This window comes from bacterium, assembly GCA_024224155.1.
Classification (GTDB): Bacteria; Acidobacteriota; Thermoanaerobaculia; order Multivoradales; family JAHEKO01; genus CALZIK01.
The window spans coordinates 1-17,705 of record JAAENP010000471.1; the positions used below are offsets into that span (position 1 = coordinate 1).

Below are 17,705 nucleotides of genomic sequence, written 5' to 3' on the forward strand. Positions count from 1 at the left end.
CCGCTGGCTCGACGCCCGCCGGCTCGGACATGGCTTGCGCAACGATCTGGAGCTCGGTTTCCATGCGCTGGGCATCGCCCGGCTGGTCGAAGCGGCCAATCTGGACGTACGGCGATTCGTGGGCGCGAGCGGTGGCGAGGGGCTGCGACTGCCGGTTCGAGGTGGTTTCGAGGCCGGCGACGGCGAGCCTCGGGCAACTCATCGCTACCTGGCGGTCGAGCTGGTCGAGGCCGCCACCGACGACGCCAGGAGGCTCGAAGAGCACCTGATGCGCTGGAACGCGGCCACGACCTTGGCAGAGCACCTTCACGGCCTCCAAAGGCTGGTCGAGAACTTTCTGGGCTGGGATCCGAAATCCGAGCTCTCGAATAACTTCAGCTCCGAGCTTCACATCTGGTCGCAGGGTATGCCCGGCGGCGTCGAGCTCGACTTTCAGGAGTTCGCGAGTTTGCTCTCTTACCGCTTCGAGGATTTCGGCGCCACCGACCTCGGGGGTCGGGGGGGCGGAGCTCAGGTCCTGGACGTGGTCGAAGCGCGTTCGCGCACCTTCGAGCACCTGTTTCTCCTCGGTCTCAACAGGGGTGTCTTTCCGCGAGTCATCCAGGAAGACCCCTTGCTCCCGGATCGTCTCCGTGAGGTGATCTCTCGCCGCGGCTTCGGCGTCCTGCCCGACCTCCATCGCAAGCTCCGCGGCTTCGACGAAGAGCGCTATCTGTTTGCACAGCTCATGTCGGCAAGCCCCAACGTAGTCGTTTCCTGGCTCGAGGTCGACGACGACCACGTCTTCCGAACCCCCTCGCCACTGGTCGAACGGCTGCGCTGGTCACACCCGTCTCCCGACGAAGGCTGGAAGACCCCCGTCTCAGCGGCACCGCTCTTCTCGGAGCCCGAGGTGGCGACCGCTGTGGCGCGGCGAGTCGACCTCCGACCCGCCGTCGAAACCGCGACGGTGGTCGGGATCTTCGGCTCGCGCGAGCAGTTCGCCGGCGTCCTCGAGGTCGCCGAGCGAGAGGCTCGCGAACGGTTCCCGGATGGCGCGGCGGAGCAAGGTGCAAAGTCGCTGGCCTCGATCCGCCTGCGGATCCTCGCCGAGCTCGACCCGGTCCGCGGCTCAGAGTCCGGGGAGCTCACCTTCGCCGGCCTGGGACCCTATTTCGGTTTCGTCGGTCCGCCCTCGGAAGAGGCCGACCCGCGACGACGCGAGCGCCTGTTCGTGACCACCCTGGAGTCTGTGGCTCGCTGCCCCTGGCGCACGTTCGTAGAGCGGGTTCTCCGGGTCGAGCCGCTCCCCGACCCTCTCGACGTCCTGCCCGGAGTCAATCCGCTGCTCATCGGCAACCTGGTGCATCGGGTCCTCGAGTCAATCGTCAACGCCGCTCTAGAGAACCCGATCACGGATCTGGCCCGCGCGCGCGAGGCCGCCGGCGGCACAATCCCGTGGCCCGAGCCCAAGGAGTTCGAGCGCATCCTCGAGGCCAGCGCGCGCGCCGTGGCCTTCGAGGAAGGAATCACCCTGCCCGGGTTCGACCGCGTGCTCGCGGGCGTCTGCCGCCAACATCTCGAGTCCGCACGTGCCCTCGATTGGATCCAAGGCCAAAGCCGATTCGAGGTCCTGGCCAGCGAGGAGTACGGCCAAGTCGCCTGGGCGGACCCGCCGGCGACGATCGGCTTCAAAGCCGATCGCGTCGACCGCAATGAGGACCGCTTGATCTTCACCGACTACAAGACCGGCAAAGGCCTCGGCGGCGACTCGATGTACCGCAGAAAGGACCGGCAGCTCCTGGTCGAAGCGATCGCCGCGGGCGAGCGTCTGCAGGCGGCGCTCTATGCGCGCGCCGGCGGCGGAGACCAAGACGTCGGCCGCTATGCCTTCTTGAGCCCGGCGCTGGATCCGGACCGCGATCGCGAGGTCATGGTCCGCGCCAACGACCGCGAGATCGGGGGTCTGCTGGACCGCGCCGTCGGCGCGACCCTGCTCGCCTGGCAACGCGGGGCTTTCTTCCCGCGGCTGGTTCAACACCATCAGAATGCCGAGCCGGTGACGTGCAGCTACTGCGCCGTCGCCGAGGCCTGTTTGCGGGGCGACTCCGGTGCGCGCGGGCGTCTCCGGAGCTGGACGGAATCCCGCCATCCGCGGCATCGGCCCACACCGGAAGAGACACCCGAGGCGGCGGTCGTGCGCACTTGGTATCTACCGGACAGGGACGCCTTCGCTCCGGATGAGGCGGAAGCCGAATGAGCGAACTGGCGTCTCTGGTTCGTGGTGACGCCGAGGCCCGTAGCGCATCGCAGGCCGTATTCGATCGGCCGGTGATTGTCGAAGCGGGCGCCGGCACGGGCAAGACCACGATCCTGGTGGCGCGAATCCTGTCCTGGGCGCTGGGACCCGGCTGGGAGGAGGCCCGTGCCGAGCTCGAGGTGCAGCAAACGGAGAAGCTGAAGAGGAAGGGCAAGTCCTTTCCGCCGGAGCAGCTCGTTCCACCGGAGGAGACCATAGCGGCCAGGGCGCTCGAAGGCATCGTCGCGATCACCTTCACCGAGGCCGCGGCCGCCGAGATGGCGAGTCGCGTCGCCGAGCGCCTGGCCGACATCGCGACCGGAAAAACGGTCTGGGCGGGCTTCGACCCCGGGCTCATCGCGGGAGCGCCCGACGCCAAGCTGCTCTCGGAGCGGGCGCGCGCACTGCTCGGACAACTGGATCGTCTGACCGCCAGTACGATCCACGCCTTTTGCCACGCACTTCTGCGCCGTCACCCGTTAGAGGCGGGCCTCCACCCGGACTTCACCATCGATGCTCGCGGCGAGCGCACCGAAGAGATCGTGCGCTCGGTAGTCGAAAGCCGGATCAAACGTGCGTACATGGAAGCCGGTTTCGAAGCCGAGCCCGGAGAGAGTGGTGATTCACCGCTGCTCGAGCTCGCCGCCTACGGCAAGAGTCCACAGGCAATCGTCGATGCTCTGTGGGCCTTCATCCTCGAAGGCGTTCCCGCGGCGGGGCTCGAGACCGATCCCTTCCATCCCGAGCTGGTTGACGGCGTCTCGAGAGAGCTTCTGGAGGATTTCGAACGCCTCCTCGATGTCGCCGGCGGTGACCTCTCGCACATCAAGCGCACCACCAACCCCGCCCGGGTCGAGAAGGCTCTGGAGATGTCCGTGGCCCTGCTGCAACAGGCCGAAAAGGAGGGCGTCACCGGGCTGGACGGGGCTCGCGCCATCTGCGCCGCCCTGCGCTCGACCTGGGTCGACTCGGCCTGGAAGCACTTCAAGCAATGGGGCAAGGGCAGGTTCGGCAAGGGCGAGCAGGCGACCCTGGGGGAACGCACGAGCGAGCTGGCCGATATCGCGGCGCGGTTGGTTCCGCGAATCTCGTATCTGCGCAGTGCCCGCCCCGAGTTTCTCGACGCGGCGCGACGAGCCATCCTGCCGCTCCTTCAAGAGGTCGAGCGGGAAGCTCGAGCGAGTGGCGTGGTGACCTTCCAGGCGCTGCTTCGCGAGGCCTGGCATCTCTTGCGTGAACATCGCCGGATCCTCGAGCGCGAGCGAAGAGGGATTCGCCAATTGCTGGTCGACGAGTTTCAGGACACCGACAGGCTGCAGTGCGACATCGTCGAGCTGCTGGCTTTGCCCAAACAAAAGGCAGCGACGAACGGCGCCGAGGCGGCCGAGCCCGGCTCTCGACCGGCCCCCGGCCTGTTCATCGTCGGCGATCCGAAACAGTCGATCTACGGCTGGCGCAACGCCGACCTGGAGTCCTACAACCGTCTGGTCGGCATGGCGCTTCGAGCGGGCGGCGAGCGCTACTCGCTGGTCCAGAACTTCCGATCCCACTCGGTGGTTCTGGCCGAGGTGGAACGAGCGGTGTCACCGGTCATGACCGAGGAAGACGGTCTGCAGCCAGCCTTCGAACCGCTCGTAGCAGCGACCGAAGCAGCTGATGCCGATCTGCAGGCAGCGAATCCGGAGCAACCCTGGTCTCCGGTCGAATACTGGGTTTCGTGGCACCCCGATTGGAAAGCAAAGACACGCCACGCCGAGGCCGCGGAGATCGAGGCACGCGCCATTGCTCGGGATATTCGCAGGCTCCACGCGGCCGGCACTCGCTGGAAGGAGTGCGCGCTCCTGATGCGCAACGCCAGCCGGCTCGACACCTACCTCGACGGCTTCCGGGACGCCGGAGTCCCCTTTATCGTCACCAGCGACAAACAGTACTTCCGGCGCAGAGAGGTAATCGACGCCTCGGCTTTGATTCGGTGTGTCGTCTCTCCGGCAGATCACGTTGCGCTCTTGACCTGGCTGCGCTCGCCCATCGTCGGAGTCCCCGACGCCGCGCTCATCCCGCTCTGGTCCCGTGGCTTTCCGCGCCTGCTGACCGAGCTCGACGGCGAAGCTCGCTCAGACACTTTGGCGCAGATCGAGGCGGTCGTCGAAGAAGCGGCGAGCGTCACCCCCGAGGTACCGGGAATCGATCGAATCCGCGGTTGGGACCGTCTCCTGCTCCACTCCCTTCGCGCTCTCGCCGCGCTGCGCAGATCGTTCAAGAACGAGCCCGCCGACCGGTTCATGGAGCATCTGCGCTGGGCGTTTCTGAGCGAAGCCATCGAAGGCGCCCGCTATCTCGGGCGCTACCGGGTGGCCAACCTCGAGCGCTTGTTTCGCTCGATCGAAACCGGGCTCGAAACGCGCGGCGGCGACGTCCGAGCGGTGCTGCGCGCACTGCGGCGCAGCGTGTCGATGGCTCTCGACGCCGAGGAGGCTCTGCCTCAGGACGCCGCCGAAGACGCGGTACAGGTGATGACTATTCACAAGGCCAAGGGACTCGAGTTCGGTCACGTCTATCTGGCCCAGCTTCACGCCCGCGGCCGGTCCTCCGAGCGCAGCGAGTTCGACTCGGACCGCCGCTGGGACGGCTTCCAGCAGCTCGAGTACGTGCTTTTCGACGCCCAGACCCTCGGCTTCGATTCGGTCGAGCGCCATCGCGAGCGCGTGTCGGCCGCCGAGCAGGTCCGAACGCTCTACGTGGCCATGACCCGGGCAAAAAGGCGCATCGTCATGCTGGGCAACTGGCCCGAGACGCCCACCAGGTCCCGAGGCGGAGCACCGACCTACGTCGAGCTCTTGAGTCACCGCGATGGACAACCGGACTCGCTGACGGAGCTCGCCCGGGACGCCACTCAGCGACCCGAGGGCCTGCTCGACGCGGCCGGCGTCTGTTGGAAGTTCCCCGGCCTGTCCCGGGCGAGCGAGCCGACCGCACCGCCCGCAACCACCGGCGCGTTGCCCTCGCCAGCCAGAGTCGCGGAGACGTCGAAGCAGCTCACCGCCGACCGCGAGGCAGCCGGGCGGCGACAGCAAAGGCCCTTTCTGGCCACCGCGTCACTCGGCTTCGACGACAAGCGGCAGCTCGAATCGCCCGACGGCAAGCCGCCTCCCTACTCCCGCGCCGCCGCGCTCGCGATCGGCAAAGCCGTCCATCGTGCCCTCGAGTCCTGGAACCTCGACGCCGACCTCGAAGAGGAACGCCGTGTCCAGTCCGGGAGAGCGGAACGGTATCTCGCGAGTCTCCTGTCCGGTGCCGACCTCGAGGCGGGGAGAAAGGAGTTGGCGGAGGTCCTGGCTCGGCTTCAATCGGGTCAGCTGCTCGAGCGACTGCTCTCGGCACCGACCACGGTGGTGGCGCGTGAACTCCCGATTCTCTTGCCACCCACGGGCATTGACGAATCCGAGCCGGTCGCCGGCATCAGTGGGACCGTCGACCTGGTTCTCAAGGCTCCCGACGGTGCCTACACGGTGGTCGACTTCAAGACCGATCGCATCGAGAGCGAAGAGGAACTGCGCTCCCGTGCCCAGGCCTATGCTCCCCAGCTCTCGACCTACGCTCGCGCAGTCGGCGAGAGCCTGGGGCTCGACGCGCGGCCGAGCACCGAGCTCTGGTTTCTGTGGCCGGACCGGGTGTGGCCTGTTTCATAGCCGCCCCCGACCGCGGCGCTAGGCTTCCGGCATGTCGACCTCACGCGCGCTCCGCACTCTCGCTGTTTTCGCCGCCGGCCTCACGCTCGGAATGTCAACCGCGCTCGCAGGAGAGCGCTCGATTGCCTCGATCGAAGCGAGGCAATGGACCGCGGACCCTTCGGGTGGGTTCACTGTAGTCGGCGGCGGCGTCAACGAGGCCATCGACTTCGAGCGTGACCTCGGTCTCGTCGAAGACGATGCGCTCGAGGGCAGGTTGGTTTTCAGACCCTCGAAACGAACGATGATCCGTCTCGGTTTCGTGCCCGAGCTTCAGATCGGCGGCGACAACGTGGTGACGAGGTCGATCACGTTCGTCGGTCAGAACTTCACGGTCAGCGAGAGGGTGGTCACCGACTTCACGCTCGAGTACGGACGCGCCGGGTTCGCCTGGCAATTCATCTCGGCCTCCGAGGGCCGTTTTCGCCTCGGTCCGCTGCTCGAGCTCAAAGGCTTCCGCGGCGACCTCGCGCTGAGCGCTCCCGACGCCCCCGTCCTGCTCTCCGAGACCGATCGCTACGAAGCCGCGTTCGGCGCCGCCGGTCTGATCGCGGAGCTCGAAATCGGCAAGCGGGTCGAGCTGTTCGCCGAAGCCACCGAGGTTGTCACCGGAGACGAAGGCGACGTCAATGAGACCGAGTACGGGATCCGGGTTCTCGTTCTGCCGAAGCTGATGGTTGTCGCCGGCGCGCGCACCTTGGAGATCGACATCGAAGACGACGATGAGAGCTTCGAGTTCGATCTCGATGGCGTGTTCTTCGGCGCCCACGTCCGGTTCTAGTCGAGGACGCGCTTGCAAAACCAGTCGTGAGGGGACACCCTTGCAACGGTGTCCCCGAATCTGGCCGATCTCGCGACTCCCGCGCTCCTTCTCGACCTCGACAAGCTCGAGGCCAACATCGCGACTATGGCCGAGAAGTGTCAGCGCCTCGGCGTCGCCTTGCGCCCCCACATCAAGACCCACAAGAGTCCTCGCATTGCCCGAATGCAGCTCGAGAGCGGCGCGCAGGGCATCACCGTGGCAACTCTCTTCGAAGCCGAGCGATTCGCCGAGGCCGGCTTCGATGACATCACCTGGGCCTTCCCGATTCCTCTCAGCAGGGTTCGGCAAGCGGTCGAGCTGAGCCGGAAGATCACCCTGCGGCTGCTGGTCGACTCGGCGGAAGCGATCGACGCTCTCGAGCAGGCGGATGCCGCGTTGAGAGTGTTGCTCAAGATCGACTGTGGCTTTCACCGCGCCGGCGTCGATCCCGAGAGCGGACAGGCGCTGGCGCTTGCCGCCCGCATCGCGAGCTCCGACCGTCTCGTTTTCGACGGCATCCTGACCCACTCCGGCCAGGCCTACCGGGCCACCGGACAAGACCAGCTGGCCCGCATCGCCGAGCACGAGCGGCAGGTGATGGCTACCTTCGCCAAGCGGCTAGGCGGCCAGGGCATCGAGGTTCCGACGATCTCGGTCGGCTCGACTCCCGCGATGTCGGCCGTCGAGAATCTCGAGGGTGTCGATGAAGCGCGACCGGGTAACTACGTCTTTTTCGACGGCATGCAAGCCCAGATCGGCTCCTGCAGAATCGCGAACTGTGCACTCACCGTGCTGACCTCGGTCGTGTCCTCGGGACATGAGCACGCCATCCTCGACGCCGGCGCCCTGGCGCTTTCCAAGGACGCCGGCCATTCGGATTTGAACCGACCGAGCTTCGGATGCGGTTTTCTCGACTACGATGCCGGCAGCCTAGATCCGAACCTGAAGGTCTTCGCGCTTTCCCAGGAGCACGGCTGGATCACCGGAAGTCACCCGGTCGGCAAGCGAGTGCGTCTCCTGCCCCAGCACTCCTGTCTCACGGCCGCCCAGTTCGACGAGTACACCGTCGTGCGCGGCGACGAAGTCGTCGACCACTGGCCGATACTGCGCGGCCGGAACTGAGTACCGAGTTCTCTCAAGCTCAGCCGCCGATCGGCAGGACAGCCGACCGTCGGTCTCGTCGGCGCAAGCGCTCGGCACAATCACCGTAGGCATACCCGGTTTGCGCGCAGCGACGCCGAGCCGAGGGCCCGACCACAGCAGGCAGATTCGCCCGAGGCGTTCCCGGGGCGGCTGCCTGCCGAACGGCCTAGCGAGCGCCGCACCAGCTTAGAGCCCACCGGATCGCAACGCCGAACAGCTCCGCTCGGGTGAGATCGAAGGCGGCGGTTAGTCGATGTAGCCCAGCGCCTTCAACGCCGCCATGTCCTCGTCGGTCAGCGACGGCGGCGGCAGCTCGTCGGCGGTGGCGAGCCCGGCACGGACCGCAGCCACCCAGCCGGTCAGATCCCCAGACACAGCCGATCCGATGGCGGCCAGGTTCTCCTTCTCGCCGGGATCCGCCGCCAGCTCGAACAATCGGCGGCGCTGGTTGGTCACCCGAATCACCTCCTTGCGCCCGCCAACCACCTTGCCCACTTCCAGAAGCCCGCGTTGCCGCAACCTCTCGATCTCCTCACTGGGTTGAACCGAGGAACGATGCGCCTGGTGCCAGGTCACGCGGTCCATCGACGGGGCCTCTCCGTGATTCAACACTCCGGCCCAGTCGAATCCCTGAAAGTGTCCGGGTACGGGCAGACCGACCAACGACAGAACCGTGGGCGCGATATCCAGAATCGACGCCGGCGCCTCAAGCACCGCCGGCCCGATTCGAGCCGGCCAGACGAAACCCATAGGAACCCGTAGGGTCACATCGTAGAGGTGGCGGCCGTGCCCCCAGTAGCCGTGCTCGCCCAGGCTCTCACCATGATCGGCCACGAAGACGATCAGAGTGTTCTCGAGATCGATGAGCTCGCCCGTGCGGTCCAGGAACCGACCGATCTGGTCGTCGACGTAGGCGATCTCACTGTCGTAGCGCTTTCGGGCCGAGAAAAACGTGCCGCCGGCCTTCACCCCTATCTGCTTCAGGTACTCGCGGCGGAGCCGATACGGCGCATGGGGTTCGACGTAGTGAACCCACAGCAAGACCGGTTTGTCGGTGCCGTCGCCGAGCGCTTCCCCGAGCCACTCCAGCGCCATCCCACTGATGTCCTCGGCCGTTGCTTCCCTCTTCGCCATTCCGAACCAGCGCTTGCGATTCAGCAGCGCTTCGTACTCCTCGAAGTATTCCCCCAGCCCCGAGAGCTCCGATTTCAGAGTCCAGTTCCCGACGAAACCGGCCGTACGGTATCCGCGCCGCTCGAGGAGCTTGCTGAACGACACCAGCCTGGGACGCACTCTCAATCCGTTTCGCGTGCAGCCGTGCTCGTGAGGATGCAGCGAGGTCATGACCGAAGACATCGCCGGAGCGGTCAGAGGCGCCGGTGTCCGAGCCTCGGTGAAACGCGCACCGGAGGCCAGGAGCTCGTCGATCTTCGGGCTGGTCAGGCGGCTATGACCGTATCCCGACATGCGATCGGTTCGCAGGGTATCGACCGAGATCAGAATGATGTTCGGTGCCTCTGCCGCCGCGCAGGGAGCGGGCCAAGGCGCGCCCACCAGGCCCGCCAGGAACAGGCCAAATAGAGCCAAACGCTGCAAAGCCGTTCTCATAGCGCGAGGGAATCTACCAGATGCCTCCTACCGCCTCGACTTCCACCCCGCCCTGCTAGTGTACCGACTCCCGAGGACACCGCGCGGATGGAGACCACCCTTCTAGACAGCGCCGAAGCGGCACCGGCCCGCCGCCGGCGAAAGCTCGTCCGCCGATTGGTGCAAGTGACGATCGCCGTTCTCGGCGTAGCCCTGGCGTGGCGAATGGTGCAGGCGCTGTCCTGGGATGATCTCAGTCTGCGAATTCGAGAGGCGCGTCCGGTCCTGCTGGTGACGGCGACTCTACTGCTGGCGGCGCGCTGGTACTTCTGGCAGGCGCGATGGGCCCTGAGTATTTCGCGTGCGGGCCAGCGCAGCACCTTCCTTCGAAGGGCGACTGCACTCATGGCGTCGGTATTCGTCAACCACGTCGCTCTGCGCTTCTTCGGCGGCGTGCTCCGCGGCCGCTATATGGCCGCGGGCCGCGCCAAGGACTTCGCCCTCCAGTACGGCATCGTGCTGTTCGATCAGCTCATGCACCAGGCCGCGACGACGGTCTACACCTGGCTCGCGGTGGCCTATGTTTTCTTTCTCCTAGGGTGGAAGGGGCTCGGCGTCACGGCCATGATCACTCTGATCCTGCTGCTGGCGGCGATTCCTTTCATCGTCGGCCGGGAGGGCTGGCTGCGCAAGGTCGCCGCCCGCATCGGAGAGAAGGCGTCCGGCTCGGAGCGCCTGGACGGACTGGTGCAGCAGGGCAGCGCGATTCCTCGAGTGATGGCCAAGCTCCTCGCTTCGATTCCGCACGTAACCCACACCGCGATCTTGACCTGGGTCTATATCGGCGCCAACGTCCTCGCGCAGTGGCTCCTGTTTCGGGCGATCGGAGCCGACGTGCCCCTATTGGTAGTGGGCGCCGTCCTCGGCATCGGTAGCGTGATCGGAACGCTGACCGGATTGCCCGGAGGCCTGGGCCCCATGGAAGCGGCTCTCCTCGGAGGCTACGACCTGCTCGGCATCGGGCGGCTCGAGGCCGTGGCCGGAACACTTCTCTACCGAGGCTTGCACTACATCCTGGTTCTCGCCTTCGGCCTGCCGTCGCTGATCACCGTCGAGCTGGGTCTCGAGCGAGCACGTGAGGGGCAGCGCAGCGAAGAACCGGAGTCACGAACCTAGCAAGCACGGGCGCCCTGCGGAGTCAATCCGGATCTGTCACGAACACCTTTGGAGTGGCAATCGGTGGAGTTCGCCGGGCCTTCGCCAGGGCATACGCTGCCTCCACCGCCAGCCAGAGAGCCAGCAGCAACAGGATCGAGCCGACCACGAACAGAATCGCACCGCCTTCGGCCCACTGCAGCCAGAATCCGCGCAGGTTGGAGACCATCGCTACCAGGGTCGACACCAGCATGAACACCATCGGCACACCGGTAAACCAGGGATTCTTGCCGCGCTGAACCAGGTACAGCGTCACCACCAAAAGTGCCAGCCCCGCGAGCAGCTGGTTGATGGTGCCGAAGAGACGCCAGAGCGCCAGCCCCGCGGGCTTGCCATCGATCTCGTAGAAGGCGAAGAACGCGATCACGGCCACGGCTAGAATCGAGGCCACGAAGCGGTTGTTCAGAAACCTCCAGCCCAGTGTCTCTCCGATCTCGGAGATATTGAACCGCAGTAGCCGGGTCGCCGAGTCGAGAGTTGTGAGCGCAAACGAGACCACGACCATCGCGATGAACGCGGTCGCGAGCTCGTGATCGACGAATCCGAGCTTACCGATGAAGCCGGCGGCACCGGTGATGAAGACGCCGACCTGGGTTCCGAGAGACTGCATGGTGCCCCAGTCCTTGTAGGTGGCCCGCCAGACTTCGCTGGCGGATGCGCCGCCGGCACTGAGGACGCCCGCGGTGCAGGCGAGAACCGCAAGCAGGCCCAGCAGGGATTCTCCGATCATTCCGCCGTAGCCAATCGTTCGCGCATGCGGCTCGGAAGCGATTTGCTTAGCGGTCGTGCCGGAGGAGACCAGTGAATGAAAGCCACTCGCCGCGCCGCAAGCAATGATGATGAAAACGAACGGGAAGAAGCTCGGAGCCCCTGCCGGCTCGGGCCGAAACGCGGGCGCCACGAACTCGGGTCGCGAAACGAAGATCCCCAGATAGGCCAGCCCCAGACCCAGGTACAGGAGCAGCGAATTCAGGAAGTCCCGCGATTGCAGCAGACTCCAGACCGGCAACACCGAGGCGATGAACGAGTAGGCGAGCAGAACCGAGATCCAGCCGGTCCATCCGCCGATGCCCGGCCAGCTTGCGCGATCCATCCAGAGCAAGGGCCATTCGAGGCCCCCGAGGACCCCTCCGAGCATGAGCACGAACCCCACGGCCGTGGTCGGAAGCAGGGGGAAGCGCTTCCTGTAGAGCAGGAAGCCCATGGCCATCGCCAGCAAGATGAGAAACGCCGACGGAAAGACCGCACTCGGGAAGGAGGCCGAGTCAGCCATCGGGTCCGCCGGGTCCCAGCTCTCGCTGATCGAAAACAGTACGGCGATGACGTAGACGAACACGCCCATCGCCAGCGCGATCCCGAAGAAGATAATCAGGTGAAAGAGGGTCTTGGCCCGACTGCCGACAATGCCCTCCGTGACCTTGCCGATCGACATGCCCCGAGCCCGCATGCTCACGACGAGGGCACCGAAATCGTGAACGCATCCGACGAAGATCGCGCCCAAGACCACCCAGAGCATCGCCGGCACCCAGCCCCAGATCACGGCAACCGCCGGGCCGAGCATCGGGGAGAGGCCGGTGATCGACGCCCAGTGGTGCCCGAACAGCACGATCGGACGGGTCGGGACATAGTCGACGCCGTCTTCAAGCTCGTGCGCGGGTGTCGACGCCGCGGGATCGAGCGCGAAGACCCGGCGCGCCAAGTACCGGGCGTAGAAGTAGTAGCCCAGGAAGTAGCCGACGAAGCAGAATGCCGTTACGAGAGCCGCCATGAAACTGTTCTCGGACGATGAAACCGGCCTAGGTTACTGCATGGCAAGCCGCTTCCTTCGCAACAACCGGCGCTTCGACACCGATCGGCAGGCAGCCGGCCAGGGGCCGCCTCTGGCTTCTCGGCCTGCTGGTGTCAGCCAGTCGGCTCATGCGATCGAGCGGGTTCTCTGACGCGCGTCGACGGCGGCTCGCCAGGCGCGTTCTCCAGGGGACGGCTCGAGCCAGTCGGCCTGCAGGGGTTCGGGCTCTCGCCTGCGCGCCGCTACGCGCAAACCATCAGAGGCCTCCGATTCGGTTCTCAGAGCGCTTGCGGCGAGCCCCCTGGCGAATCGCCTGGCGAGCCGCCTTGTCGCCGCCCTCCACTGCGGCGCCCTGTCGGAGACCACCGGAGGCCTGTGCCGGACTCTCGCACCGTCTCAAACAGCTTCTCCCCGGCAAGGCCGAGCCCCGCTCTCCGGTTCGAGGCGCGCCGAGAAAGAGCCGATCCGGCAGGCGGCCGGCCAAGGGGCTCGCCGCAAGCGCTCGGCAATCCCGCACGAAGGCTACCATCGGTTTGCGCGTAGCGGCGCGCAGCCGAGGGTCGGACCCAGGCAGTCCTCTCAGCCCGAGGCGGCCCTTGGCCGGTGCTCTGCCGATCGGCGCCTGGAGAACGCGCCTGGCGAGCCGCCGTCGACGCGCGACAGAGAGGACGGTCGATACAACCGTGGTAGGTTTTCGACCGCCTTGAGCGCCTTCCCCAACCTCCCCGAAGCCCTGGCCTCCGCGGCTCGTGACTCCCCGGCGAGTGGCCTCACCATTCTCGACCGTCGCGGCCGAGCCCTGGGACGGCGTTCGTACGTGGAGGTCTTGGAATCAGCCAAGCGAACCGCGGCTCGCCTCGCCGCTTTTGGCATAGAGCCGGACGACCGAGTCGTGGTGGCTCTGCCGACCTCTTTCGACTGGTTCGACGTCTGGCTCGGCGCGATTCACCTCGGAGCCCTACCCGTCGCGACGGCGCCGGGAGCGGCGGTGGGCGCCAGCCAGGTACAGCTCGCCAAGCTGATCGGCGTAGTCGGCAAGCTCGAAGCCAGGCTTATCGTCTCCACCGAGAGCCTGGCCAAGAAGCTCGCCGACCTCCCGGCCTCCGAGCCAGCACTCCCCGCCTGCGCGACACCGGCAGAGATCGGGTCACACCATCCCTCCGCCTCTTTCATAACGGCGCGGGCGACGCCCGCCGACACCGCCTTTCTGCAACTCACCAGCGGCTCGACCGGCTTTCCGCGAGCGGTTCAGATCTCCCACGGCGGAGCGATTCACAACGCGCTCGCGCTCGATGCCGGGGTAGCCGCTCCTCACCGCGACGACTCTCGCGGCTTCATCGACCACTGGGCTTCCTGGGTACCGCTCTACCACGACATGGGTCTGATCTCGAACCTGACGCTGATGCTCAAGGGCGTCGACCTCCACCTCATGCCTTCCGAGGCGTTCCTTGGGCGGCCGCGGCTGTGGCTCGAGCTCTTGGGATCGGGCGGACGCAGCGTGGCCACGGCGCCCAACTTCGGCTACCAGCTATGTGTCGATCGCATCAAAAACACCGACCTCGACGGCCTGGATCTTTCCGGGTGGCAAGTCGCCTTTTCGGCCGCCGAAATGATCCGGCCCGAAACCGTCTCGGCGTTCTTGGAGAAGTTCGGCCGCTGCGGTTTCAACCCCGAGAACTACCGCCCCGGTTACGGTTTGGCGGAGGCCACACTGGTGGTCGCCATCGACGACACCGGCGGCGTGCCGCGTACTCTGCCGGTGCCACAGGCTGCCAGCATTCAGAGCACGGCCGGCGGCTTCGGTCTGAGCGCAGTCTTCTGTGTGGGCGCGCCGGTGCTCGACACCCGGGTTCGGATCACGGCGCCCGATGGCTCGGCGCTGTCCGAGGGCGAGATCGGAGAAGTCTGGGCCAAGGGGCCGGGGATCTTCAACGGCTACTACAACGATCCACAGGCCACGGCCGAGAGCCTAGTCAACGGCTGGCTGCGCACCGGCGACCTCGGGTTCCTGGCGTCCGGCGAGCTCTACCTCACCGGCCGGCTCAAGGACCTCCTGATCATCCGCGGTGAGAACCTCATGCCCCACGAGCTCGAGTGGCTCGCAGAGTCCGTCAGTGGTGGCGGCGGCCTCGAGCGTGCGGCGGCGTTCAGCGTCAGCCACGGCGGCGAGGGCGAACAGATCATCCTGGTGCTCGAAGTCAGCCAGAAGGACCAGGCCAAGCTCGACGAGCTCTCGCGCGAGCTTCGGGTCGAAGTTGGCCACGAGTTCGGATTGACTCTCGCGGACGTCGTACTGGTCAAGCGGGGACAGCTGCCGAAAACCACAAGCGGCAAGGTGCAGCGCGGTCTGATTCGAGACCGCTACCTCTCGGGCGAGCTGACACGACTGAGCTAGAAGGACACGCAAAACCAGCCGGCAGGGGACGCCAACGAATGGCGTCGCCGAAGATGGCGCCGCGACTTTGGTAAGCTGCCGCCTCTATGAGCAGATCGCTGTATTTGGTCAATCCGGCACCCGTGTGTCCGAGCTACTTCGGGGCGGAGGTTTTCGAGCAATGGGGCTTCTCCGGTGCGCAGGGGATCGCGGACCTCGCGACTCCGACCGTGGCCGCTATGGCTCCGCAGGATTGGGACATCTCGATCTGCGACGAGTTCATCTCGCCGATCGATTTCGACCATCCGGCCGAGATCGTCGGGATTACGGGCAAGATCACCCAAGGCGACCGAATGGTCGAGGTGGCCAACACCTTTCGCGCCAAGGGCAAGACCGTGGTCATCGGCGGCCCTTATGCCTCGTTGTCGCCGGAGCAGTTGCGCCCGCACTGCGACGTTCTGGTGGTCGGCGAGCTCGAGGGCATCGCTGACGAGCTGTTCTCCGATCTCGAGTCGGGCAGCTTCAAGGCCGAGTACGTCACGCCCGAAAAGCCCGACATCACGACTTCTCCTCTGCCGCGCTGGGACCTCTATCCCAACGCTCGGACGCTCATGGCCTGCGTTCAAACCTCGCGCGGCTGCCCGTTCGAGTGCGAGTTCTGCGACGTCATCCAGTACCTCGGACGCAAACAGCGTCACAAGACGCCCGAACAGATCATTACCGAGCTCGACCAGCTCTACGACATCGGTTACCGATCGGTGTTTCTCGCGGACGACAACTTCACCGCCTATCGCAAGAAGGCCAAGGAGCTGCTGGCGGCGTTGGCCGAGTGGAACAACTCGCGCCCGGATGGGCCGGTGTCGTTCAACACCCAGGTCTCGATCGACGCCGCCAAAGACATGGAGATGATGGAGATGCTGGCCGAAGCCGGCATGACCCTGGTTTTCATAGGCGTCGAGACGCCCAATGTCGAGAGCCTCAAGGAAACCAAGAAGCGCCAGAACGTCGGCATAGATCTGACCGAGCGCATCAACGTCTTCGTCGAGCACGGGATCTCGGTCGTTGCCGGAATGATCGTCGGCTTCGACAACGACACCAAGGACATCTTCCAGGTTCAGTACGACTTCGCGATGCAGAATGCGGTGCCGATCTTCACGCTCGGCGCCCTGGTGGCTCCGGCGGCCACTCCCCTCTTCGACCGCATGGAGGCCAGCGGCCGATTGACCGAGGACGGCTCGGAGGTCGCGGGCACGCCCTGGGACACCAACATCGTCCACATGAACTTGACCAAGGAAGAGATGTTCCACGGCCTACAGTGGCTCTGCAACAGCCTCTACACACCCGAGGCCTTTACCCAGCGCATGATCAAAATGATCGAGACCATGGGTCCGTTGCGCGGACCGTTCGCTCCCGGCAAGCAGACCGCCAAGGCCTCACTCCGACCCATCGAAGCCGAGGCGGTCACGATCTTGAAGAAGCTCATCCGGCGCAGCCCGGAAGAGCGCAAAATGTGGTCCGACATCATGACCGCCATGGCCAAGAAGCCGGACACCGGACCCGCGGTGATGCTCTCGCTGTTCCGATACGCCCAGGTCCGGTGCCTCTACGAGAGCGGCGGGTTCTGGGAGCCGCGAGTCACCGAGCAACCGTCTATGACGGCCGTCGCCGGTGACACGGCCGGCAGCGGACTGGTGACGCTCGGGAGCTCGGCTGCCGGCTGATGTCCCCCTCGACGCATCCCGAAACACCGGCTCGAGCGGTGCTCGAGATTCTGGCGCGCGAGACCGGCGTCGCCCTCTCCGAGATCAAGGCAACGACCGAGCTCGTCGGTGATCTCGGCATCGACTCGCCGCGAGCCCTCCAGGTGCTGGTAGAGATCGAGGACAAGCTCGACATCGAGGTCGAAGACGAGGAAGTGGCCAACCTCCGCACCGTCGGCGACATCTTGGCGGTGGTCGACGCACGTTTCCCCGTTCAGACGTAGCTTTCACATCCGGGCCGGTGAGGCATGCAGGCTAACGGCGAGATCCGACGCTATCCCTGGTACGTAACCCCGGCGGCGTTTCTGGTCCGGCTGCTGCTTGCAACGGTCTTCGGCACCTGCAGGGTGGTCGCGATCTCGGGAGAAGAGCATCTTCGGTCGCTGGCCGAGTCCCGCCGCGCGGCGGTCTTCACGTTCTGGCACAACCGCTCGAACTTCTGCGGCTACTTCCTACGTAAGCGCTGGATCGACGCGGGGCTCCCGCTGGGGATCATCACCAGCCTGTCCCAGGACGGCGAGATCGCGGCGCGCACCGCCAGAATGGCCTTGCGGTGTCGCAGGTCGAAGCGCGCGACCGCCACCAGGGCGCCGTGGAAGCGCCGCCCTCCCTCTCGGATCTGGAGCCCCTCTTCGCGGACGACGGTACAAAGCAGCGCTGCGTTCAGCGCTGGGGGGCGGACGTCGCGAAGGTGGAGATCTGTGCCGCCCGGCAGGTGCACGCGGTGCTTCGACTCAGCGAGCTCATCGACGAGACGCAGACGGATGTCCAGGCCGGGCGAAGGTTCCTCGATTGCACCCATCGTCATACCGTGAACGAGGTACGCGATTGGAGGGCGATTCTTGCCTGTGTCGAGGGAAGCCAGTAGGAATACGTCGACCCGGGTTTCCGCAGTTGGGGTCTCGATGTACAGCGCCAATGGATCTAGCGGCCGCAGGCCTGAGAGCGCCGAACGGCCCCAGAATGAAGGAGATGCGAACGATGGCATTCCGAGGAAAGGTGGCCCTCATCACGGGAGGTGGAAGTGGC

12 protein-coding genes are annotated in these 17,705 nt (G+C 65.8%); 9 read left to right on the top strand and 3 right to left on the bottom strand.

Annotated elements, in window-relative coordinates; all coding sequences use genetic code 11:
• From GY769_22845 to GY769_22860, 4 genes are all read left to right on the top strand, one after another.
• Positions 1-2,239, top strand: a 2,239-nt coding sequence (locus tag GY769_22845; GenBank protein ID MCP4204756.1) for a hypothetical protein, incomplete at its 5' end; no start/stop codon positions are given.
• Positions 2,236-5,967 carry a UvrD-helicase domain-containing protein gene (locus tag GY769_22850; protein ID MCP4204757.1) on the top strand — a complete coding sequence of 1,244 codons (3,732 nt, stop codon included), beginning with the start codon at positions 2,236-2,238 and terminating at the stop codon, positions 5,965-5,967. The genes GY769_22845 and GY769_22850, both read left to right, overlap by 4 nt.
• Before the next feature lie 31 nt (positions 5,968-5,998).
• A complete protein-coding gene (locus tag GY769_22855; GenBank protein ID MCP4204758.1) occupies positions 5,999-6,787 on the top strand; it encodes a hypothetical protein in 789 nt (262 codons plus the stop codon).
• Positions 6,788-6,835: 48 nt separating this feature from the next.
• Positions 6,836-7,930 (top strand): DSD1 family PLP-dependent enzyme, encoded by a 1,095-nt coding sequence (locus tag GY769_22860; protein ID MCP4204759.1) that lies wholly within the window; start codon positions 6,836-6,838, stop codon positions 7,928-7,930.
• A gap of 267 nt (positions 7,931-8,197) precedes the next feature.
• On the opposite strand, the gene GY769_22865 is transcribed toward GY769_22860, so the two are convergent.
• Positions 8,198-9,547 carry a sulfatase gene (locus tag GY769_22865; protein MCP4204760.1) on the bottom strand — a complete coding sequence of 450 codons (1,350 nt, stop codon included), beginning with the start codon at positions 9,545-9,547 and terminating at the stop codon, positions 8,198-8,200.
• Between the two features lie 99 nt (positions 9,548-9,646).
• Between GY769_22865 and GY769_22870 the strand changes: the two genes are divergently transcribed.
• Positions 9,647-10,714: a flippase-like domain-containing protein gene (locus GY769_22870; GenBank protein ID MCP4204761.1), complete on the top strand. Its 1,068-nt coding sequence runs from the start codon at positions 9,647-9,649 to the stop codon at positions 10,712-10,714.
• 22 nt (positions 10,715-10,736) lie between these two features.
• On the opposite strand, the gene GY769_22875 is transcribed toward GY769_22870, so the two are convergent.
• On the bottom strand, positions 10,737-12,521 hold the full coding sequence (locus GY769_22875) for a carbon starvation protein A (protein MCP4204762.1): 1,785 nt from the start codon (positions 12,519-12,521) through the stop codon (positions 10,737-10,739).
• Between GY769_22875 and GY769_22880 the strand changes: the two genes are divergently transcribed.
• From GY769_22880 to GY769_22895, 4 genes are all read left to right on the top strand, one after another.
• Positions 12,520-12,693 carry a hypothetical protein gene (locus tag GY769_22880; protein MCP4204763.1) on the top strand — a complete coding sequence of 58 codons (174 nt, stop codon included), beginning with the start codon at positions 12,520-12,522 and terminating at the stop codon, positions 12,691-12,693. The genes GY769_22875 and GY769_22880 overlap by 2 nt on opposite strands.
• Positions 12,694-13,245: 552 nt before the next feature.
• Positions 13,246-14,937, top strand: coding sequence for a fatty acyl-AMP ligase (locus GY769_22885; GenBank protein MCP4204764.1), 1,692 nt, complete (start codon positions 13,246-13,248; stop codon positions 14,935-14,937).
• Between the two features lie 86 nt (positions 14,938-15,023).
• Positions 15,024-16,637: a radical SAM protein gene (locus tag GY769_22890; protein MCP4204765.1), complete on the top strand. Its 1,614-nt coding sequence runs from the start codon at positions 15,024-15,026 to the stop codon at positions 16,635-16,637.
• On the top strand, positions 16,637-16,900 hold the full coding sequence (locus GY769_22895) for an acyl carrier protein (GenBank protein MCP4204766.1): 264 nt from the start codon (positions 16,637-16,639) through the stop codon (positions 16,898-16,900). Before GY769_22890 ends, GY769_22895 begins: the two co-directional genes overlap by 1 nt.
• A gap of 221 nt (positions 16,901-17,121) precedes the next feature.
• Here GY769_22895 and GY769_22900 read toward each other — a convergent pair whose 3' ends face one another.
• A complete protein-coding gene (locus tag GY769_22900) occupies positions 17,122-17,478 on the bottom strand; it encodes a hypothetical protein (protein MCP4204767.1) in 357 nt (118 codons plus the stop codon).
• Positions 17,479-17,705: the final 227 nt, after the last annotated feature.

Bases quoted from the DNA above. Each gene is read 5' to 3' on its own strand.
- GY769_22875 (MCP4204762.1), bottom strand. From the start codon at position 12,521: ATGGCGGCTCTCGTAACGGCATTCTGCTTCGTCGGCTACTTCCTGGGC.
- GY769_22880 (MCP4204763.1), top strand. From the start codon at position 12,520: ATGAAACTGTTCTCGGACGATGAAACCGGCCTAGGTTACTGCATGGCA.
- GY769_22890 (MCP4204765.1), top strand. From the start codon at position 15,024: ATGAGCAGATCGCTGTATTTGGTCAATCCGGCACCCGTGTGTCCGAGC.
- GY769_22895 (MCP4204766.1), top strand. From the start codon at position 16,637: ATGTCCCCCTCGACGCATCCCGAAACACCGGCTCGAGCGGTGCTCGAG.
- GY769_22870 (MCP4204761.1), top strand. From the start codon at position 9,647: ATGGAGACCACCCTTCTAGACAGCGCCGAAGCGGCACCGGCCCGCCGC.
- GY769_22900 (MCP4204767.1), bottom strand. From the start codon at position 17,478: ATGGGTGCAATCGAGGAACCTTCGCCCGGCCTGGACATCCGTCTGCGT.
- GY769_22850 (MCP4204757.1), top strand. From the start codon at position 2,236: ATGAGCGAACTGGCGTCTCTGGTTCGTGGTGACGCCGAGGCCCGTAGC.
- GY769_22855 (MCP4204758.1), top strand. From the start codon at position 5,999: ATGTCGACCTCACGCGCGCTCCGCACTCTCGCTGTTTTCGCCGCCGGC.